General features: G+C 66.3%; 22 protein-coding genes, 1 tRNA gene and 1 pseudogene. 17 read left to right on the forward strand and 7 right to left on the reverse strand.

Going from position 1 to position 18,423, the window contains the following annotated elements; genetic code table 11:
- The coding region (locus tag AB0M45_RS14805; protein WP_357881820.1) for an MspA family porin at window positions 1-94 on the forward strand (94 nt) is incomplete at its 5' end.
- Between the two features lie 140 nt (window positions 95-234).
- On the opposite strand, the gene AB0M45_RS14810 is transcribed toward AB0M45_RS14805, so the two are convergent.
- The 3 genes from AB0M45_RS14810 to AB0M45_RS14820 all read right to left on the reverse strand — a co-directional run bounded on the left by AB0M45_RS14810 (window position 235) and on the right by AB0M45_RS14820 (window position 1,953).
- A complete protein-coding gene (locus AB0M45_RS14810; protein ID WP_364328014.1) occupies window positions 235-900 on the reverse strand; it encodes an SAF domain-containing protein in 666 nt (221 codons plus the stop codon).
- Window positions 901-986: 86 nt separating this feature from the next.
- Window positions 987-1,277, reverse strand: coding sequence for an FmdB family zinc ribbon protein (locus AB0M45_RS14815; RefSeq protein WP_364328017.1), 291 nt, complete (start codon window positions 1,275-1,277; stop codon window positions 987-989).
- Between the two features lie 70 nt (window positions 1,278-1,347).
- On the reverse strand, window positions 1,348-1,953 hold the full coding sequence (locus AB0M45_RS14820; RefSeq protein ID WP_364328020.1) for a 5-formyltetrahydrofolate cyclo-ligase: 606 nt from the start codon (window positions 1,951-1,953) through the stop codon (window positions 1,348-1,350).
- A 68-nt stretch (window positions 1,954-2,021) separates the two neighbouring features.
- Here AB0M45_RS14820 and AB0M45_RS14825 point away from each other — a divergent pair, with 68 nt between their 5' ends.
- From AB0M45_RS14825 to AB0M45_RS14855, 7 genes are all read left to right on the forward strand, one after another.
- Window positions 2,022-2,978, forward strand: a complete 957-nt coding sequence (locus AB0M45_RS14825; RefSeq protein WP_067476722.1) for a UTP--glucose-1-phosphate uridylyltransferase — start codon at window positions 2,022-2,024, stop codon at window positions 2,976-2,978.
- A 151-nt stretch (window positions 2,979-3,129) separates the two neighbouring features.
- Window positions 3,130-4,386 (forward strand): gephyrin-like molybdotransferase Glp, encoded by a 1,257-nt coding sequence (glp, locus tag AB0M45_RS14830; RefSeq protein ID WP_364328023.1) that lies wholly within the window; start codon window positions 3,130-3,132, stop codon window positions 4,384-4,386.
- Window positions 4,387-4,398: 12 nt separating this feature from the next.
- Window positions 4,399-5,049, forward strand: coding sequence for a GNAT family protein (locus tag AB0M45_RS14835; protein WP_364328026.1), 651 nt, complete (start codon window positions 4,399-4,401; stop codon window positions 5,047-5,049).
- Between the two features lie 259 nt (window positions 5,050-5,308).
- Entirely contained in the window at window positions 5,309-6,406 is a 1,098-nt protein-coding gene (glpR, locus tag AB0M45_RS14840; RefSeq protein ID WP_364328029.1) for a gephyrin-like molybdotransferase receptor GlpR, read from the forward strand.
- A 90-nt stretch (window positions 6,407-6,496) separates the two neighbouring features.
- Window positions 6,497-6,572, forward strand: a tRNA-Ala gene (locus AB0M45_RS14845).
- A 764-nt stretch (window positions 6,573-7,336) separates the two neighbouring features.
- On the forward strand, window positions 7,337-7,516 hold the full coding sequence (locus AB0M45_RS14850; protein WP_364328032.1) for a hypothetical protein: 180 nt from the start codon (window positions 7,337-7,339) through the stop codon (window positions 7,514-7,516).
- Window positions 7,517-7,520: 4 nt separating this feature from the next.
- A complete protein-coding gene (locus AB0M45_RS14855; RefSeq protein ID WP_364328035.1) occupies window positions 7,521-8,447 on the forward strand; it encodes a carbohydrate kinase family protein in 927 nt (308 codons plus the stop codon).
- Here the strand turns inward: AB0M45_RS14855 and AB0M45_RS14860 are convergent.
- Entirely contained in the window at window positions 8,444-8,695 is a 252-nt protein-coding gene (locus tag AB0M45_RS14860) for a hypothetical protein (RefSeq protein ID WP_364328038.1), read from the reverse strand. The two genes, AB0M45_RS14855 and AB0M45_RS14860, sit on opposite strands and share 4 nt — an antisense overlap.
- On the opposite strand from AB0M45_RS14860, the gene AB0M45_RS14865 reads away from it, so the two are divergent.
- The gene (locus tag AB0M45_RS14865) at window positions 8,685-8,963 is read left to right on the forward strand and encodes a hypothetical protein (RefSeq protein WP_364328041.1); all 279 of its coding nucleotides are present in this window, start codon (window positions 8,685-8,687) and stop codon (window positions 8,961-8,963) included. The two genes, AB0M45_RS14860 and AB0M45_RS14865, sit on opposite strands and share 11 nt — an antisense overlap.
- 602 nt (window positions 8,964-9,565) lie before the next feature.
- On the opposite strand, the pseudogene AB0M45_RS14870 reads toward AB0M45_RS14865, so the two are convergent.
- The 3 genes and pseudogenes from AB0M45_RS14870 to AB0M45_RS14880 form a co-directional block, all read right to left on the reverse strand.
- A pseudogene (locus AB0M45_RS14870) lies at window positions 9,566-9,955 on the reverse strand (peptidoglycan-binding domain-containing protein); the annotation flags it as partial.
- A 523-nt stretch (window positions 9,956-10,478) separates the two neighbouring features.
- Window positions 10,479-10,634, reverse strand: a complete 156-nt coding sequence (locus AB0M45_RS14875; RefSeq protein WP_364328043.1) for a hypothetical protein — start codon at window positions 10,632-10,634, stop codon at window positions 10,479-10,481.
- A gap of 338 nt (window positions 10,635-10,972) precedes the next feature.
- Window positions 10,973-11,617 (reverse strand): HAD family phosphatase, encoded by a 645-nt coding sequence (locus tag AB0M45_RS14880; RefSeq protein ID WP_364328045.1) that lies wholly within the window; start codon window positions 11,615-11,617, stop codon window positions 10,973-10,975.
- A 1,025-nt stretch (window positions 11,618-12,642) separates the two neighbouring features.
- On the opposite strand from AB0M45_RS14880, the gene AB0M45_RS14885 reads away from it, so the two are divergent.
- From AB0M45_RS14885 to AB0M45_RS14920, 8 genes are all read left to right on the forward strand, one after another.
- Complete coding sequence (locus tag AB0M45_RS14885; RefSeq protein WP_364328047.1) at window positions 12,643-12,951, forward strand: DDE-type integrase/transposase/recombinase; 309 nt, start codon at window positions 12,643-12,645, stop codon at window positions 12,949-12,951.
- 544 nt (window positions 12,952-13,495) lie between these two features.
- Complete coding sequence (locus tag AB0M45_RS14890; protein ID WP_364328049.1) at window positions 13,496-13,876, forward strand: hypothetical protein; 381 nt, start codon at window positions 13,496-13,498, stop codon at window positions 13,874-13,876.
- A gap of 617 nt (window positions 13,877-14,493) precedes the next feature.
- Window positions 14,494-15,045, forward strand: a complete 552-nt coding sequence (locus AB0M45_RS14895; RefSeq protein WP_364328051.1) for a hypothetical protein — start codon at window positions 14,494-14,496, stop codon at window positions 15,043-15,045.
- On the forward strand, window positions 15,042-15,596 hold the full coding sequence (locus tag AB0M45_RS14900; RefSeq protein ID WP_364328053.1) for a hypothetical protein: 555 nt from the start codon (window positions 15,042-15,044) through the stop codon (window positions 15,594-15,596). The genes AB0M45_RS14895 and AB0M45_RS14900 overlap by 4 nt, the downstream gene beginning before the upstream one ends.
- On the forward strand, window positions 15,593-16,438 hold the full coding sequence (locus tag AB0M45_RS14905) for a helix-turn-helix transcriptional regulator (RefSeq protein WP_364328057.1): 846 nt from the start codon (window positions 15,593-15,595) through the stop codon (window positions 16,436-16,438). Before AB0M45_RS14900 ends, AB0M45_RS14905 begins: the two co-directional genes overlap by 4 nt.
- A gap of 84 nt (window positions 16,439-16,522) precedes the next feature.
- Complete coding sequence (locus AB0M45_RS14910; RefSeq protein WP_364328060.1) at window positions 16,523-17,287, forward strand: glucose 1-dehydrogenase; 765 nt, start codon at window positions 16,523-16,525, stop codon at window positions 17,285-17,287.
- A 119-nt stretch (window positions 17,288-17,406) separates the two neighbouring features.
- Window positions 17,407-17,736, forward strand: coding sequence for a metalloregulator ArsR/SmtB family transcription factor (locus AB0M45_RS14915; protein WP_364328063.1), 330 nt, complete (start codon window positions 17,407-17,409; stop codon window positions 17,734-17,736).
- Window positions 17,736-18,269, forward strand: coding sequence for a cupin domain-containing protein (locus tag AB0M45_RS14920; protein ID WP_364328066.1), 534 nt, complete (start codon window positions 17,736-17,738; stop codon window positions 18,267-18,269). Before AB0M45_RS14915 ends, AB0M45_RS14920 begins: the two co-directional genes overlap by 1 nt.
- Window positions 18,270-18,423: the final 154 nt, after the last annotated feature.

The following is an 18,423-nucleotide window of genomic DNA, read 5'->3' on the forward strand; positions in this document are numbered from 1 at the left end:
TGCGCAGGCGCGTGCTTTCGTCAGCGTCGAGGTCGAGACCGACAACGTCATCACCTGGGTGACGCTGTGGGGCCAGCCCTTCAGCCTCGGCTGAGCCCGAACACCCACCGCGCAAACGTGAACGGGTCCGTCGTTACGACGGGCCCGTTCCGCTGTGCGGCACAGATGAGGTCATATCTCGTGCCTCCCACCCGCGCTGTTCAGATGGCGAGATATTCCCGCGGGGATGACAAGTCAATGGAAGACGACGGTGAGCGCCGTGCGCAGTGAAGCCCCGGCCACGGTGGTGGCGTGGTCGGCGTCCATCGCGACCAAGACCACGCGTTCGGCGGCGCCCCTTTCGTCGGCCGGCCTCGACACCAGGATGACGGCGGCGTCGGTGGCCAGGGTGCGGGCCGGCCGGGTAGCCGGTCCGTTCGAGTCTTCGGCACCGATCACGTCGACGCGATCGCCCGCACGCAGGATGTCCGCGACGGCGGTGTCGGCGAGACGGATGGGAACGATCCTGGCATCGCGCGCTCCGGTGGCCGCCGCGGCCAACCGTGGACCGATGACGCGCAGGTCGGTGAAGACTTCGCCCTGACGCATCGCGCCGGTCAGCGTCGCGCCGACGAGAGCGGCGGGATCGGCGACCGCGCCCGCGGGCAGTGTGCCCGCTTCGCGTGGCGCCGAGCGCAGGTCACCCGGCTCGAGGAGTCGTCCGGGCGCCAGCTCCCGGGCCGCGATCACGACCGTCGTGGTCTCGGTATCGGGGTCACCACGCAGCGAGAGGACGGCCGCGAGTACGGCGAGGACGGCGGCGAGCAGTCGTCGGGCGAGGACGGCATCGGCCCAGGGTGGGCGCTGCCACCCGGAGGGATTCCAGCCGCCCCGGCCGAGGTCGGCGAGTGCGCGAGTCATGGCCGGATCCTATGGCCGAACTCACACTCAGCCGTCCCGTCTCACCGGGGGCTGTGGATGGCGACGAGGCTGTGGAAAACGTCGAATCAGCTGGCGACGGCCGTGCTGGTAGCCGCGGTGGACCCGCTGGACGCGCTCGAGTCGGAGGATGAACTCGAACCGCTGTCGCCCTTGGCGGGCTCGCTCGCGGTGGACGCGCTGCCGCGGCTGTCGGTGCGGTAGAAGCCGCTGCCCTTGAAGACGATGCCGACCGAGTTGAACAGCTTGCGCAGCTTTCCCGAGCACTCCGAGCAGACGCTCAGAGCTTCGTCGGTGAAGGACTGAACGATGTCGAAGCGGTTGTCACACTGGGTGCACGCGTACGAGTAAGTTGGCACAGGATCCTCCGCGGGTATTCGTCAATCTGGCACTCTACAGCCGACAGTGCCAACATCGCCAATCGGCATTTCATTCCCCGGCGCTATCGCCGAGTCGTCGCAGGCCGCCGCGGGGTGTCAGAGCCCAGCCCATCCGCAGATCGTGCGGCTCCTCGGGCAGCCGCTCGACCAGTTCGTCGTCCCGTACCACCGCGATCAGCCGCGCGTCCGGGCGCGCGGCGGGCAGGGTGCGGTCGTAGTAGCCGGCTCCGCGGCCGAGCCGGACGCCGCGGCGGTCCACCGCGAGCGCGGGGACCAGGATCACTTCGGCCCTGGCCACCGCGGCTGGAGGCAGTACCGTGCCGATCGGCTCCAGGAGCCCGTAGCAGGCGCGGCGCATGGCATCCGCTCCGGTGTACTCGGCCCAGCTCAGCGGCCCGGGCGGCCCGGTGACCGGCAGCAGCACCCGCGCGCCACCGGTCACAAGCGCGTCCAGCATGGCCGTCGAGCCCGGCTCCGGATCGACCGGCACATACGCGCAGACCCACTCCCGCGCACCCAGCGCGCCGACCGCGACGGTCAAGGCGAGCGCCTCGTTCTCCCGGTCAGTGGCACTCATCACAGCTCGCCGGGCTGCCAGTTCGATGCGCCATGCATGTTTATCGCGCTCGGCGGGCATCTTCACAGTGATCACCATAGGCTCACCCCGGTACCGGGTCGGCTCGACGCCGCTCCGGCGGCGTGATGGATGGATAGGGTATGCGCATGACAGCAAAGGCCGGACAGCCCGGTGACACCGCGGTGGTGTCGTGCTTCCGCACGGCCGTGGTGCCCGCGGCCGGGCTGGGAACACGGTTCCTGCCCGCGACCAAGACGGTGCCCAAGGAGCTCCTTCCGGTGGTGGACACCCCCGGCATCGAGCTGGTCGCCAGCGAGGCGGCCGACTCCGGCGCCGAGCGCCTGGTGATCGTCACGTCGCCGGGCAAGGACGGCGTCGTCGCCCACTTCGTCGAGGACCTGGTGCTGGAGAGCACGCTCGCCGAGCGCGGCAAGTACAAGTTGCTGGAGAAGGTGCGCAAGGCGCCTGCGCTGCTCGACGTCACCTCGGTGGTGCAGGAAGAGCCGCTCGGGCTCGGCCACGCGGTCGCCCAGGCGGAGCAGGCCCTCGACGCCGACGAGGACGCGATCGCGGTGCTGCTGCCCGACGACCTCGTGCTGCCCTGCGGTGTGCTCGACGTGATGAGCCGGGTGCGCCGCAAGCGCGGTGGGACGGTGCTGTGCGCCATCGACGTGCCGAAGGACGAGGTCAGCGCCTACGGCGTGTTCGATGTTGCGCCGGTGCCGGATGCCGTGAACCCGAACGTGCTGCGCGTCAAGGGCATGGTGGAGAAGCCCGCGCTCGCCGACGCGCCCTCGACGTTTGCCGCCGCGGGCCGGTACCTGCTGGACCGCGCCATCTTCGACGCGCTGCGCCGCATCGAGCCCGGCGCCGGCGGCGAACTGCAACTCACCGACGCCATCGCGCTGCTGATCGCCGAAGGACATCCGGTTCATGTGGTGGTGCACCGTGGGTCGCGCCACGATTTGGGCAACCCGGGCGGTTATCTTCGTGCTGCGGTCGATTTCGCACTGGAACGAGAGGAATACGGCCCCGCCCTGCGGGAGTGGCTGCAGCACCGCCTCGGTCCGGACTGGGATCCGCAGCTGACTACCGACGACTGACGGGCCCGTCCGGGGTTTCGCCGAGAGTGGACCGTCGGGTACGAATGGTGGTTCACCGCGGTGCGCGCGAACGCGCTTGCGCCGCGGTGCGATCCCGCGCGCCGGCGCAGGCGGAATCGGATGGAGTGCGGAGAGGATCAGGAAGGGCTGGATGCGCTCGGTTGAGGATCAGCAGATCAAGGTGACCGCCGCAGCGGTCGCGCCTCGGCCGGTCCGGGTCGCGATTTCCGAGGCTCAGGGCCTGCTGTGCGCCGAGGACGTCGTCACCGAGCGTCCGTTGCCCGGCTTCGATCAGGCCGCGATCGACGGCTACGCGGTGCGCAGCGTCGATGTCGCCTCCGCGGGTGCCGACATCCGCGACGAGGAGGGCAATCTCGTCGACCTGACCCTACCCGTGGTCGGTGAGGTGGTCGCCGGATCGCGTCAGCCGATCCGGTTGCAGCCGCGCCAGACCGTCCGGGTCGATACCGGTGCGCCGATGCCGACACTGGCCGATGCCGTTCTCCCGTTGGATTTCACCGACGGGGGCAGGGCCAGGATCAAGGTGTACGAGCCGGTGCGCTCCGGGGATTACGTCCGGCGTGTCGGCGACGACGTCCAGCCGGGCGATGTCGCGGTGCGGGCGGGAACCATCATCGGCGCACCGCAAGTCGGTCTGCTCGCCGCGGTCGGACAGGACAAGGTGCTGGTGCACCCGCGACCCCGGTTATCGGTGATCTCGGTGGGCGGGGAACTGATCGACATCGACCGGACGCCCGGCCCCGGCCAGGTCTACGACGTGAACTCCTACGCGCTGGCCGCCGCCGCCCGGGACGCGGGCGCGGACGTGAACCGGGTCGGCATCGTGAGTTCGGATCCGCGCCGGTTGCGTGACGTGGTCGAGGGGCAGCTGGTGCGCTCCGAAGTCGTGGTCATCGCGGGCGCGGTCGGCGGCTGGGCCTCCGAGCAGATCCGGGAGACGCTCGAGGGGCTCGGCGAGCTCGAAATCACTCGGGTGGCCATGCATCCCGGTTCCGTGCAGGGCTTCGGCAAGCTGGGCCGCGACGAGGTGCCGACCTTCCTGCTGCCGTCCAACCCGGTCGGCGCGCTGGTGGTGTTCGAGGTGATGGTGCGGCCGCTGATCCGAATCGCGTTGGGGCGCAGGCATCCCATGCGCCGGATCATCCGCGCGCGCACGATCATGCCGATCAGCTCCATGGCCGGACGCAAGGGATATCTACGCGCGCAACTCATGCGGGACGAGTCGACCGGCGAATACCTGGTGCAGCCACTGGGCAGCGCGAACTCGTCCTCCCACCTGCTCGCCACGCTCGCCGAGGCGAACAGCCTGATCGTGATCGACCCGGACGACACCGAGATCCGCACCGGTGACGAGGTGCAGGTCGCCTTTCTGGCACAGCGCGGCTGAGACGTGGACGCGATGAACGTTTTCCGGGTCACGCAGCATCCGGGCTGGCCCGCGCGACTCGGCCCGGTCCGGGTGGCCGCGGGACAGGTGACGCTGCGTCCGGTGCGGCTGCGTGACGCGGCGACCTGGAGCCGGATTCGGTTGCGGGACCGGGAGCATCTCGAGCCGTGGGAGCCCACCGGCCGCGGGTCGTGGGAGGCGCGCAATCACGCGTCCAGCTGGCCGTCGCTGTGGTCGAGCCTCAAGGCCGAGGCACGCCGCGGCGCGATGATCCCCCTGGTGATCGAAGTCGACGGCGCGTTCAGCGGGCAGCTGACCGTTGGCAATATCGTGCGCGGCGCGCTGCGCTCGGCCTGGATCGGTTACTGGGTGGCCAAGGATCTCAGCGGGCAGGGCGTCGCGACCGCTGCGTTGGCGCTCGGGCTCGACCACTGCTTCGGGCCGGTGGGCCTGCACCGCGTCGAGGCCACCGTGCGACCGGAGAATCTGGCCAGTCAGGCGGTGCTCCGCAACGTCGGCTTCCGGGAGGAGGGGCTGCTACGGCGCTACCTCGACGTGGACGGCGCTTGGCGCGATCACCTACTGGTCGGCATGACCATCGAGGAGGTGGTCGGGACGGTTCTGGACCGGCTGGTGCGAGAGGGGCGCGTCACCCTGCTGTAGCGCGGGCCACCGAAGACGGTGGCATTGGTGGAAATGTGACAGGTGTGGCGGATGTGCACGGCGCGCCTGACGGAACTTGGTGCTACCCGGAATTAGCCTACGGACGTCGATGGTGCGTCTTGCGTCATCGGCAGGGAGCCTGCGGGCGTCCGGCGTCGACGCGCTTGCGTCGGACGGGGAGCCGGACGAGCGCGGCGTATCACGCGCCGCCCGCGGGCCGAGCCGGACAAATCCAGGCAGGGACGGAGGTGCTGACGCGATGCCGAATTCGATCCTGTGGATCGGTCTTGTCGTGCTCTGGGTCTTCGTCCTGTTCCCGATGCTCGCCGACCGCCACCCGAGAATCCGCCGGACCACCGACGCCGCCCTGGCGACCCGGGTCCTGCACCGCGGCGGAGGCAAACGACGTCTCAGAAAAGGCCCGGCAGCCGGGCATGAAACCGACCCGAACTGGCGGCCCCGTGGACGACACGCTGGACGCCGCGTACCGAGAGAGTATCCCCACAGCGATGATGCGGAGGACCGGATGACGACACCGGCCGACGAGCCCGTCACCGAGACCGACGAGGACAACGTGCCCGTGCCTTTCGACGCCGCGGGATCCGACATCGCTGACGCCGGACCGGAGGAGATCGAGGCGGCCGTCGTCGACGCCGACGACGCGACCGACGCCGACGACATGACCGCCGCGCCGGAAGACGACGAGGAAGCGGCCGAAGTCGCTGCGAAGATCGACGCGGCGACCGATGATGACGGCGTGGGCGCACACCACCCAGAACCGGCCGCGGCCAGAATCCCGCCTGCGCGCTCCACCGCGCCCGCCCGCGTGGCCTATCCCGAGGACGACGAAACCGATTCGGACGAATGGGAATTCGTCCCCAGTCGCCGTGGCCGCGGCGGCTTCGACCCCGAGGCCGACGCCATCGCCCGCGCCGCCCGCTACACCTTCCGGCAGCGCGCCGTGCTCGGCCTGGTGCTCACCGCCATCCTCTGCGGCGCGCTCGCGTTCGTCTTCACACCCATGCTGTGGTGGGGCACCGGGCTCTCCTTCGTGGTGCTCGTGACATACCTGGGCTACCTGCGCAAGCAAGTGCGGATGGAGGAGGAGATCCGCCGCAAGCGCGCCGCCCGTCTCAACCGCGGCCACGGCGGAGCCAACCCACGCGCGCGCCGAGCCGGCACCCCGCAAGGCGCCATGGACCGCGACACCGCCCGCGCCCTCCGCCGCCGCTCCGCACTCGTAGACCTCGACGACGAAGACCCCCTGTTCGACCACCTCGACCCCTTCGACCCCGCCACCGCCCGCGCCCTCCGCAGCCGCACCACCGGCGACGCCCGCCGCGCGGAGGGCGCGTAGGCCCCGACATAAGCGCAGGTCAGCGCACCGATTCGGAGTCCAGTGGCATGGCCTGATACAGTGTCACAGCGCGGTTCCCCGGAGCCGCACGGGGCTATAGCGCAGTTGGTAGCGCGTCTCGTTCGCATCGAGAAGGTCAGGGGTTCGATTCCCCTTAGCTCCACCATATGGTCCGTATTAAAACCCTGCCCTAAAGAAAACCGCAGGTCAGGGCTTCAATCAACCTCAGCGACTCGCCACCCTTTCGGGTGGCGAGGTCTGTTTCTGGCAGATGCCGCTGAAGGAGACTCCGTGCCAGCATCGTAGCTTTGCTCGGGTTTTCTCCTCGCTGCACGGCTGCAACTCCGGCTTGGACGGCGTGTAACTCTGCCAACGCCAGCTGTGGCTCGTGCCCAGTGATCTCCTCGTCGAACACGTAGATTCGCCTGAAGATCGCCTGGTTCAGCCTGCGCCGGACCTTATCGCTGGCCCCATGTACATCCTGTGCGGATCACGCAGAAGCTCCAAGCACCCGGTGATGTACTCCACACTGGCGTTGAGATTCTCGGCCACTTGGCCCAGCTCGTTCGCCACCTTCTCCCGCGTGCGTTGGATCTCGGTCAGGCGGGTCTTGATCGTGCTTTCGGCATCGCGCCGTCCTCGGCCAGTTCGACCAGGTTCGCTTCCTTGGTGTCCAGCTCCTCGAGCCGGTCCTGGAGTTGCTTCCCGGGCGGCATCGCTCAGTCACCTCTTCGATCAACAGCAGGTACGCCGCCTCCAAATGCACGATGCATTCGTCCGGATGGTGATGGCGGTGGATATACAGCAGCTCCCTGGCCCGTTCCGCGGTGAGATCAAGCAACTGCACCTGACACATGAACTCGGCCAGCATGCCGTCCGCTTGGACAAACGTCTTGTGGTTGGGCGGTCCCAGGGTCGAGCCTGGTCCGGGTGGCCGAACGGTTCTATACCGGCGGTTGCCAGGGCGAGCCCGAGAACTGTGAGCCCGAGAAGTGCAGCGCGCTCGACTGGTTCGCGCTCGATACTCCGCCCGAGCGCATGATCGGCTACTGCCGGGCCGCGATGAAGCACATCGCCGAGGGCACGCCGTTCTCGGTCTACGGCTGGTAGAGCTATGACGCTCCAGTCCGGCCCGGTGGTGTGCGTCAGCTACTTGGCGCTGGCGGAGCTGTGGAACCTGCCCCGATTTCCGGCAGCGAACCACGGGGCGGAAATCCGAAGTATCGAGTGGTCGGTGGCGGCCGACGGACCGATAACAGCGGTGGCGCTCGCATCCCTGAGAGCGCCCTCGTTGCTCATCGCCAATGACATCGGCGACGACGAGCAAGGCCAGCACGTTCGCCGATGGCTGGAGGAGGGCGGCGTCGGGCGAACCTTTGCGATCCGTTCGGAGGTCGTCACGCCATGGATCGTCGTGGCAGCCGACGACGATCACACCCGTACCTGGTTTGCACATCTGCCATGCGTGGTTGGCAGCCTGGAGCGCGCCGACTTGTCGCCGATCGCCAGTGCATCGCTTCTCTACCTGGACTGCTACCAGCTCATAGAGCGGGCAGCGCTGCGGGTGATCGAGGCGGGCCGCGCGGCCGAGGTGCCGATGCTGCTCAACCTGGGCGGCTGCGAACTCTCGCAGGCGATGGCGTCCGCCATCCGTGGGTGCTCGCAGCTGGTGATCCAAACCAACGTCGATGATGCCGCCCACGCCGCGGCGCCGGAAGCAGCGAGATCGTTGCTGGTTCGGACCGGCGTGGCCTGGGTGGTCGTGACGGCTGGAGTATTCGGCGCGGTCGCCGTCAGCAGATCGGAAACGGTGTCCGCGCCCAGCTTCCCGGTGGAAGTTCGGCACACCCATTGTGCAGGGGCGGCTTTCTCGGCGGGGCTGCTCTACGGCCTGCGGTCGGGATGGCCGATGCATCGTGGCATGCTGCTTGGATCGGCCAGCGGGGCACTGCGGGGCGCACGACACCAGAGTGCCTCGCTGCCGAGCTTGGACGAGTTGCGGGAGGTCATCGCCTCACGCCCGCAGTCCGTCGCCAGCTAGAACAACTGCCACTCGTCCAGGCGGCCGATGAGCTCTTGCAGCCTGGCGGGCGTCATCCGCTTGCGGAGCGCATCTTCCGCCGATTCCTGCGTCGCGCCGTACTGCCACCACGCCTCGCCCGTTTTGCGGTCCATTACCAGGAACTTGTCCTTGACCGCCGGGCCACGGATCACCAGCGACACCGTGTATGGCTCGGCCACGACGGCGTGAACCGTTGTGTGGTGCAGGGCGTAGGTCGTGATCGACATCCTGCAGCACTACCGCGTGTCCGCCACCGAGGACGAAGCCTCGGCGGCCAACTGTCGGCAATGCGCTCCGAGCCAGTTCGTGCTGCCGCGGATCCATCAGGCAGCAGCTCGAAGCTGCGGAAACATCCGCTCCGACAGTGCGCGCACCGGCCGTGCCAGCCGCATCTGCGGCCAGATCATCACCAACAGGCGACCGTTCACCAGTTCCCGCAGATTCTTCGCGGTGCCCTCGTCCAGCACGATTTTGTATACGGCTGCGCGGTCGTAGTCGTCGTCCAGGTCGAATTCTCGGCGGCCGCTCCAGGCCAGCTCGATCGGCAGCCGGAGTGTCCCGTGTTCGGGCCCACGCAGTTCAACTCAGCGAGCCGACGACCTCATACGGTCTGAACTCGCTGAGCTGAACGGGTATTGCTTCGACTGGACATATCCACAGTCTGCCGCAGTCCTTCGCCGCGTGTAAACCTGCCACACTCGAGGTCGAACTGCTCCGCGATTCCCTGCGGTCGGCGGTGACCGACGGCATCTGACCGTTGGCGTCGGCAGCAAACGCGGAACTCGTTTGATCACCCGGGAAAGGTGGTGGCTCAGTGGGTGGTCTCTCGGCGTGAGGACAGGGCGTCACTTGTCCATATCTTTGCGCGATACTCGATGGCCAGTCAAGCGGCTGCGCGATTTACGTGTCCCCACGGACATCGACGGCACCCCGCGATGCTGGCACATCTCTGTGGGGCTCATCCGCAGGAACCGATTCGGCCGCGGCCGCACAGCGTTGGCTGGCCTACCGCGTACCGCGGACGATCAGTATCAGTGGCCGTAACGGTGGCAAGAGACATCGGTTCCATGGAAGTAGGCCCATTTCAGCTTGCTCCTGGTTTCGGGCCCGAAGATACCGTCGGCACCGGCGCCGGCCTCCCGCTGTGCGTGGATCAAGGCGGATTTCGTTTTGGGACCGAAATTGCCGTCGCGAGCAATATTCTGGCCATAGCACTTCCACAATGTGCCCTGGAGCGCCCTGACGGCATCACCTGAGTCGCCCTCACGCATCGAGCAGGTGTTGGGACCAGGAACGCTGACGGTCCCGCCCCGGCCGTCAGTGGATGTGTAAGAGTAGGTACAGGTCCCGGCTGCATTCGCGGGCGCGGCAGTCGCGACGCTCAGTCCGGTGCCGATCAGCAGAGCGGCAGCGATGGAGCCGACCGCCTTGGTGCTCGTGTTCATCATCATTCCCATTCCCATTGCACATTCGCGTAATTGGCACATTCGCAAGCTCGGTCAACGTTCCGCTATGTGCTGGCTACCGTCTGATGGTAGAGCGGACTTGCCTCGGAATCTAGTTCGCCAATCGCGTTTTACACGCCTTTGATATTTCAACGGCGACGGTGCCGACTCCTGATCCGCCCGGCCGCGGCCAGGGTCCATTGCCATGGCTCCGACCCGAACTGAACTCAGGGTCCGGGTCGTGGGTGCCTTCGTCGCCGTTTCCGGTGGCGATGAGTGCTGGGTGGAGTTCATGACCCGAATGCCGGTGGTCGTTGCCGTTCGCCTCTGTTGGCTTGCGCGGCAGTGCGTTTCGGCAAGCTTGAACCGGCGCGGAGGTTCCCTTCGTTTCGTGGTCAAAAGAACTTCTCGGGATCGTGGTGCAGCGACTGTGTGCACATGGCCTCTGGCCATGTAGCACGGCTGCAACATGGATATCGTTATCTCGGAATGGTCCAGTTATTGTCGAGTGGCCGGTCGACCGCCAGGAATTCGTAGTATTGGCATTCGCTCACTATCCATCCACTCAGTTGGCGCAGGCGAAACGTTCTGCCCGAAATGACGAGTCGTCGCCGAGGTGGAAGAACAGGTGTCCCCGGATCGTCTGGTCGTCGATGAGAACCGCCCAGCCGCGTCCGCTGACTTTGTCGCCTTCGTCGAGGCCTCCAGGTGAACGCGACACCGGGCCGGCCATCCTGCCGAGTCGGTCGGCAGTCCAGCTGACCGTGGACCGCGATGAAACTGAACTGGCCGGTCCCGTCCGCGCCGAACTCGATGTCGGGCTCGCCTAGTAGGGATGTCGTGCCGCGGGTTCCCTATCTCGGGCCCGCCTAGTCGCGTTCTTCCAGTCGATAAAGCCTTGTTCCTGGATGGGGCGTTCGGTCATGGCGGCCCAAAGGGGCGCCCATACGAAACGCTCGGCTGGGATACCCCAGCCGAGCGTCTGGAAGGCTCGTGTCCGCCACCGACCGGCAGCGGTGTTGCGCCGACCGCGGGAATCCTGTGGTGACTCGCGGGGATCTACGCGGCGATGGTCGTGAGGCGGAGGTGATCCTCGATATCGGCGGGTGAGCCGGTGTAGTGGAGAGCGCGCAGACCGAGGTGAGCGGCGGCTTGGCAGTTGTCGGCGCGGTCGTCGACGAACAGGACGCGGCCGGGATCGCGAACTCCGGTCGCGGCGAGTGCGCTTCGGTAGGTGTCGGGGTGGGGTTTGTTCATGCCGAGCCGGGCCGAGTAGAGGGCGTCGGTCATCAGAGGGCGCCAGTCGGAGGCGTCGAGGGTATCGCTGACCGGATGGGGTGCGTTGGAGAGCAGCACCATCGGGAGATCTGCCCGCCGGGCATGGCGGAGAAGTGCGACGACGCGGTCGTCGGTCCGGGTCCACAGTGCGGTGTCGACGGCACGCAACCGGCTGAGCAATTCCGGGTCCGGGCGATGGCCGAGCACGGCGGTCCAGAAGTCCGCGTCGTCGAACTCGCCGGAATCGTAGGGTTCGCGGGCGCTCCAAAAAGCATTCTGGAAGAGCCCGAGCTGGTCTGCGTGCCATCCGGCGAGTTCGGCGAGCCTGCCCCACATAGGAACAGTGGGCTGCAGGCCGATGACGCCGTTGTAGTCGAAGATGACCGCGTCGAGTTCCGCGGGCTGGTGAGGTAGCGCAATTACCACCGGTTCTCCAAGGCTTGATGGGACAGGACAGCCACGCCTGCGTCGAGCAGGGCGGGCAGCGTGAGGGGTGGGTGGTGTCGTCGCGGGGGCCAGGCGCCGATCAGCGTCCGGCGTCGGGCATATCTCGCGCGTGTTCCAAAGCCGGCGCGATGGTGCGTGTCATGAAAGCTCCATCGGTGCCGCCACCGACTTCGCCATCGAGAACGACCGCGAAATCGGCTGCGTGGGTACGACGATTCCCGCCTGCTTCCATGACGGAAGAGGCGCACAAACTGTGGATCGAAGGAAGGTTTCGCGAGTCGAAGGCTGGAGGTGATGCGCGACGCTGCGCGAATAAGCCGAAACCTACCAAGGGGTTTGGCGAGGCACCACTCGGAACGGGCCTTGGTGATCCGCTCCACAAAGTGCCGTGCGAAGGTCTCACCGGCGCGCCGTATCCGAGTTCCTCACCGATGTCGGCCAGCAGTCGTCGAAGACCAGGCCCTCCTCCACCTGGATCCCGCGTCGGCGAATGGCCCGGTACGGCTTGCCATCCCCTGATGCGGTTACCGGACCACCGTTATCTGATGCGTCTCGGTCACCGCCGTGGCCGTGTTGAGGAACACGATCCGAGGGTTCAGGGCTCCAGGTAGAGCCGCTCCGATGGTAGGCGCGGCAGTCCGGTGGTGACGGGGGTGTCACCGTGACGGCGTCGATGTAGGGCCGGAAGCAAACCGCCACCTTGCTTGCAGTGATATCAAACCAGCAGGTGCCGCGCTGGTCGGATTCCAAAGCCGGGCGATATGGCGATGATCAGACGGGATCCGGGGTTGTCTCAGCTGCGGCAGGGGGACGGCTGGCTATCAGGGCCCGCAGTGGGAACGCGCCACCACCAATGACTGTCCAGGATTCCCTACGGGGGTACACCTGGCTCGAGCAGGGGCGCGACATCACGGTCTCGGCCGAGGTGCTCGATTCCGGATGCCGGTTTGCGGGCCTGGCTGCGTTCCTACGCGACGAAACACCAGCGGTGAAGATCGCGGTCGATGCTCGACGAGCACGCCCGCGAGTCGCTGCTGCACCTGGTGGAGCGGTCGATCACCGCCGAGAAGCTGATGGCCGAGCTGGAGCAGGTGTTCGCCGCTCGCGGCGGCCCGCCGAAGGTGCTGCGCGTGGACAACGGGACGGAGATGATTTCTGCTTCGCTGCACCAGTTTTGCGCTGATCGAGCCGGCATTGTCTACCTTCCACCCGGGACGCCGTGGAACAACGGGTTCATCGAGCCGTTCAACCGCAGTTTGCGTGCTGAGTGCCTCAACCGCACCCACCATCCCGTGGCCTGCGACATCAACTGAAACCGGGTCGAATACAACCCGGACTCGAGGACCGGGTGGTCCCCGTTATCGGGGCGCGGTCAGGCGGAGCTCATCATCCACAGGCAGCGCCGGATTTCCTGAAAGCGGTGTGGGCGCGATCGGTCAGTTCCCGATCTCAATGGAGTGTAAAAGATTTGGGCCAATTCGGGCGGTGGCCGCCGCTGTTATGTACCTGTTATTTTCCGCTGCTGCGATGGGGTTGCATGTAACCCGATGTGGAGAAGGATCTGATGCGACGAATTGTCTGGGGCACAACTGCTGCCGTACTGTTGAGCCTTACCGGCTCGTTGATCGCCGCTGGACCGGCTAACGCCGCCTGGGTCTACAACAGCAAGCATAAGACAAAAGGTCTGTGCGAGGCCCGCGGAGAGACCATCCTCAACAACGAAGGGTCGTCCGTGTACAGCAAGTACACATGCGTATATGTCCCGATGAGCAGTTATCCATGGCGGCTGTACATGGACTGACGTCTCCGGCATTCTGACAATCGAGTTGAAGGGGAATTATGTCTGATCGAAATTTTGTGCGTTTTACCGCTGTCGGCATCGCGGCCACAGCACTCGTGGCCGTTGTGTGCTCGTCGACGGCCGCGGCGAATCCTGGAAGCGTCGATCCCGCAACGGTGGCGCGGGAGTACGTCGAGGCGATCAAGGGCGGCGAGTCGCGGCCCGACCTGCTCTGTGCAGCGGAGGCCGGCGTCCCGGACGAGGAGCCGTCCACCGACTCTCCCGAGGAATCGGCCACCGTTCCCCAAGCGGTGCAAGCCACCCTGGGCGCGGTCGAGGTCAAGGGCGACGAGGCCACCTTCGATGTCACGGTGTCGCAAGCCGGCGAAGACACCACCACCACCAAGCATCGGTTGATCAAAGAAGGCGGCGCGTGGAAGGTGTGCGGTCCCGCCTAGCAAATGGTTGATTGCCTCGCAGGACCCGACGACTCGATCCCCAGGTCCTGCGAGCTGGCCAGCGATGGGGTGACGATGCCAACCGCACGTTCACCTTCTGCGACAAGGCCGAAGCCATGGAGATTCGGGCGCCGTTGAGCAGGTTACTGTTGAGGGCCTCGGAACGACGGTGGTCGGCGCAATTGACCCGCGGATAGTGTGACCGGATGCGTCGTGACGAGCTGTTGGAGCTCCGGCAAAGACGTCGGCCGCGGTGTCCAACGTTTGCTGATGAACTGAATCACGCTTATCGCGATCGCTGGGTGCGGTTCCATGGCCTGCCCCAGGACCACGCTCGGTGGCATCCCGGCGCCGACTATTGAACCTCGGTTTGCGATGATCCAACCAAGACCGACGCCGAATTCGTTCCCTACACATACCTTTTCGTCAGCCAGATCCCGTGGCGGCGCCGCGCTGTCGATGACCTGCTCCGCGGTCGTGATCGCTGACCTGTCGTTGGAGCGAATTCACCATCCCTACGATGGCGGCACAGATGTTCTGCTATCTACCACCGCCGAACGCGACTCGCTCTCGCGCCGGCACTCGCGCTGGCTCGGCAATCACAGTGAAGGAAACGAATGAGCGACCTCGACGATATCCGCGACATCCTGGGAGTCCCGATGTACCACGGGGCGCGGACCGATTGGGAAGCCGTCAGCCAGGCTCTCGGTGCGTGTGTCCCCGGCGATTTCCGGGAGTTGGTCGACGCCTTCGGTCCGGGGATGATCGGCAATGACACGGTCTTGCTGCAGCCGTACGCGACCGATGAAGACTACGATCAGGTTCTGATCCACGAGGAGCGCATGCGCGGACTGGAGAGCATCTGGGAAGACGAAACCCACAGTCTTCCCGAATTCCGCACCAAACCCACGGTGTTCGACGAACCCGGCGTTCGGCCCGTCCTGTGGGCCTACTCGAGCCTGGGTCTGTATCTCTACTGGCTTGCCGAGCCCGACGTCGACCCCGACTCGTGGCAGATACTGGTCGAACAGGCCCGCGGCTGCGACTGGGAATTCCACCCGGGTACGGCGACTAGCTTCCTGCTGCGTCTGCTTCGCGGCCAGGAGCCGAGCAAGTATCTGGATTACCTGCGGCATCGCGAACAGCATTTCTTCACCCCTGCCCAGTGAAAGCGCTCGTCCGGTACACACCGCACGCGGACGACGAATCGTGGTCCGCGGACTGGGCTCCGTCGTTGTTCTTCGATGAGCACGGTGAATCGCGCGACTGGGATGACCTCGGCGAGGACGAGTTCATCTTCAGCCGGTTCTACGTAGACGTCACCCTGGAGATCGGCGGTGTCGACTTCTCGCGCCATTACCTGCCAGTTCTCGATTTCGCACTGGCCTGGGCCGCCGCGCCGAAGGCTCTGAGAACGCAGGACCGGGTGGAGGTGATGATGAGCGTCGAAGCACTCACCTACCGACTCGAGCGGGACGGCGACCTGGTCCGTGTCCGCTCCAATGTCCATGCCGGACAGGCACTCATCTCCGCGACGGCGTTGGCCGACTCGGTCGATCGAATGGTCGACGGCGCGTTCAGCATGCTCCACCGCCATCATCCGGAACTGCGACACAACCCCTATCTGCTGGTGCTGCTGAAGCGCCTGTTATACCCGGATGTGCAGTACCTCAACGCCTGGGAGTGGGACGTGTGTCGTCGTTGTTACCGTGAATCATGACCAGCGAATCCGCGCAGGGGCGCCGCGAGCAGCTCCGTGATTTTCTGCGCTCTCGTCGGGAGGGGCTCGCACCGGGTGACGTCGGTATCGTCACGACGGGTCGGCGGCGCACTCCTGGGCTGCGGCGCGAAGAGGTCGCCGCGCTGGCCGGGGTCGGGGTGTCCTGGTACACCTGGCTCGAGCAGGGGCGCGACATCACGGTCTCCGCCGAGGTGCTCGATGCGATCGCCGGGGCCCTGCTGTTGAGTGCGCCGGAGCGGGTGCACCTGTACCTGCTGGCCGGTCTCAACCCACCGCCCGCCGGTGGGGCGCCTGCTGTGGAGGTAACTCCCGAAGTACGGCAACTGCTGGATGGGTGGGAGCGACGACCTGCGCTGTTGCGCGACCGGTACTGGAATGTACTGGCATTCAACGACACTGCGCGCGCGGTGTTCGGCTTCGACGACACCGCGCACAACTGCTTGGTCACGTTCTTCACCAATCCCCGATACCGCACCATGCGCGATATTTGGGCGGCGGCTGCTCCCGCGGTCGTGGCCGCCTATCGCGCCGATACGGCGCACTGCGCCGAACACTCCGAGTTCCGCAGAGTGGTAGAGGATCTCAGTACGGTAAGCGCCGAATTCGCGGAGCTGTGGGCGCGCCACGAGGTCGGCGTCCCGATCCAGGCCGTGAACGCGCTGCGCCACCCCGAGGCCGGGGAGTTGTTCTTCGACGCGACGACCCTGCTGGTCGCCGACCATCCCTGCTGGCATCTCGTGCTGTACAACCCGCGACCCGGTACCGATTCCGCTGCTCGACTCGAACGACTACAGCACATCCGTCTCGCCGCCCCCGCCTGACCGGGCATGGCCCGAACGTGGTGGTGCCGAACCCACGATAACTGCGCACTGTTTGTCTGCCGCACGGGTTGACACGCTGGGGCCATGACGTACAACAGCTTCCGATTCGACGGCAAGATCGCACTGATCACCGGAGGTTCCAGCGGCATGGGTTTGGCCGCCGCGCACCGGTTGCTCACCGAAGGCGCGCAGGTCATCATCACCGGGCGCGACAAAACCCGGCTCGATGCCGCCGTCGAGGAACTCGGCGATCGGGTGCTCGGGATCCCCGGTGATGCGGCGAGTCTCGCCGATCTCGACAAGCTGGCAACAGTCATTCACGATCGGTACGGGCGGCTGGATGTGGTGTTCGCCAATGCGGGGATCGGCGCGTTCCAGCCCATCGAAGAGGTCACCGAAGCGGAGTTCTACCGCGTCGTGGACATCAACTTCAAAGCGGCGTTCTTCACCATCCAGAAGGCGTTGCCGCTGCTGCCCAACCACGCCGCGATCGTGATCAACTCGTCGTTCGGGCTGTACCGGGGGATGCCCTCCGCCGCTCTCTACTCGGCGACCAAGGCGGCGGTGCACAACCTGACCCGGACCCTCGCAGCCGAACTCGCGCCCAGGGGAATCCGGGTCAACTCCGTGAGCCCCGGCTACGTCGATACGCCGGCGTTCCGGGCCGAGATCTCCGCCGAGGCCCAGGCTGCCATTGGCAGTGGGGTCGCAGCAGGCCGCATCGGCGAGGCCGACGAGATAGCCGCCGCAGTAGCGTTCCTCGCCTCCGATGAAGCGTCCTACGTCAACGGACAGGATCTGCTCATCGACGGTGGACTGATATCCGCCATCCCGGCGGGGATGCTGTAATCCCGATCCGGCGTTTCCGCACGGACAGCTACCCGTAGCTCGCGGCCCTCCCGAGCGGATGGCGAAGCTCGCGTAGTTCAGAGGTTTCTGAATACAGATTTCAGTGTATTGTTCTGTGGGTGGAGACGTTGCTGCACAGTGACGCGCTGGCTCGGTTCGGGCATGCGTTGTCCGATCCCACCCGGACGCAGATCCTGCTGAGCCTGCGCGCAGGTCCCGGTTATCCGTCGGAGCTGGCCGAGCGGATCGGAGTGTCGCGGCAGATTCTGTCGAATCACCTTGCCTGTCTTCGTGGTTGTGGCTTGGTCGTCGCGGTTCCGGAAGGGCGGCGCAGCCGGTACGAGCTGGCCGATGCGCGCATCGCGGCCGCACTAGGGGACCTGCTGGGGCTGGTGCTTGCGGTGGATCCGGCGTGTTGTCCTGCCGCGGACGCGGAGGCGTGCTGCTGATGTCGGCGGCGCTGGGGATGCCGTCGGGGGTGACGTCGACCGGTGCGTCGGCGGCGCGGCGGGCGGTGCTGTCGCGGCGTATCCGCTGGTTGGTCGCCGCGACAATCAGGGTGGGCAATATCTACACCATCCTGATTCCTGGCTCCGCCACGAACGGCCGCTACACCCTCATTGATATGAGGGTGCCGCCGGGCGGCGGTCCACCCCCGCATCGGCACGATTTCGAGGAAATGTTCACCGTTGTGGAGGGGCGCATCCGCTTCACCTTCCGTGGCACGGATATCGACGTGGTAGCCGGTGCGACGGTGAACATTCCGGCCAACGCGCCGCACTTCTTCCGCAACGTCTCGGACGTGCCCGCACGCATGCTGTGCATGTGCACACCAGCGGGCCAGGAAGAGTACTTCGCAGAAATCGGCGCTGTGCTCGATAGCCCTACCGACACCCCGCCCCCGCTGACCGAGGCCGAGGAGTCGCAACAGCGGGAAAAGGCGCGGCAACTCGCCGCGAAATACCGCAGCGAGCTCGTCTGACACGCGGCGACGAATGAGCAGTTGAGCGTGACCACTCCGATTCCAGGAGCGGTCACGCCGAACCGCGGCCGAACCGGTCTCGGACATCGCTCGGCTCGGCGCGGTCCGAATTCCGTGCGAACCGGCGTTGGCCGGTGTATTCGCGGGCCCGATC

The organism is Nocardia sp. NPDC051787, assembly GCF_040681325.1.
GTDB lineage: Bacteria > Actinomycetota > Actinomycetes > Mycobacteriales > Mycobacteriaceae > Nocardia.

Excerpts from the sequence above, each read along its gene's own strand:
- AB0M45_RS14810 (WP_364328014.1), bottom strand. The coding sequence starts at position 900 with ATGACTCGCGCACTCGCCGACCTCGGCCGGGGCGGCTGGAATCCCTCC.
- AB0M45_RS14820 (WP_364328020.1), bottom strand. The coding sequence starts at position 1,953 with ATGGTGATCACTGTGAAGATGCCCGCCGAGCGCGATAAACATGCATGG.
- AB0M45_RS14825 (WP_067476722.1), top strand. The coding sequence starts at position 2,022 with ATGACAGCAAAGGCCGGACAGCCCGGTGACACCGCGGTGGTGTCGTGC.
- glp (WP_364328023.1), top strand. The coding sequence starts at position 3,130 with ATGCGCTCGGTTGAGGATCAGCAGATCAAGGTGACCGCCGCAGCGGTC.
- AB0M45_RS14835 (WP_364328026.1), top strand. The coding sequence starts at position 4,399 with ATGAACGTTTTCCGGGTCACGCAGCATCCGGGCTGGCCCGCGCGACTC.
- glpR (WP_364328029.1), top strand. The coding sequence starts at position 5,309 with ATGCCGAATTCGATCCTGTGGATCGGTCTTGTCGTGCTCTGGGTCTTC.
- AB0M45_RS14855 (WP_364328035.1), top strand. The coding sequence starts at position 7,521 with ATGACGCTCCAGTCCGGCCCGGTGGTGTGCGTCAGCTACTTGGCGCTG.
- AB0M45_RS14860 (WP_364328038.1), bottom strand. The coding sequence starts at position 8,695 with ATGTCGATCACGACCTACGCCCTGCACCACACAACGGTTCACGCCGTC.
- AB0M45_RS14885 (WP_364328047.1), top strand. The coding sequence starts at position 12,643 with ATGCTCGACGAGCACGCCCGCGAGTCGCTGCTGCACCTGGTGGAGCGG.
- AB0M45_RS14895 (WP_364328051.1), top strand. The coding sequence starts at position 14,494 with ATGAGCGACCTCGACGATATCCGCGACATCCTGGGAGTCCCGATGTAC.
- AB0M45_RS14905 (WP_364328057.1), top strand. The coding sequence starts at position 15,593 with ATGACCAGCGAATCCGCGCAGGGGCGCCGCGAGCAGCTCCGTGATTTT.
- AB0M45_RS14910 (WP_364328060.1), top strand. The coding sequence starts at position 16,523 with ATGACGTACAACAGCTTCCGATTCGACGGCAAGATCGCACTGATCACC.
- AB0M45_RS14920 (WP_364328066.1), top strand. The coding sequence starts at position 17,736 with ATGTCGGCGGCGCTGGGGATGCCGTCGGGGGTGACGTCGACCGGTGCG.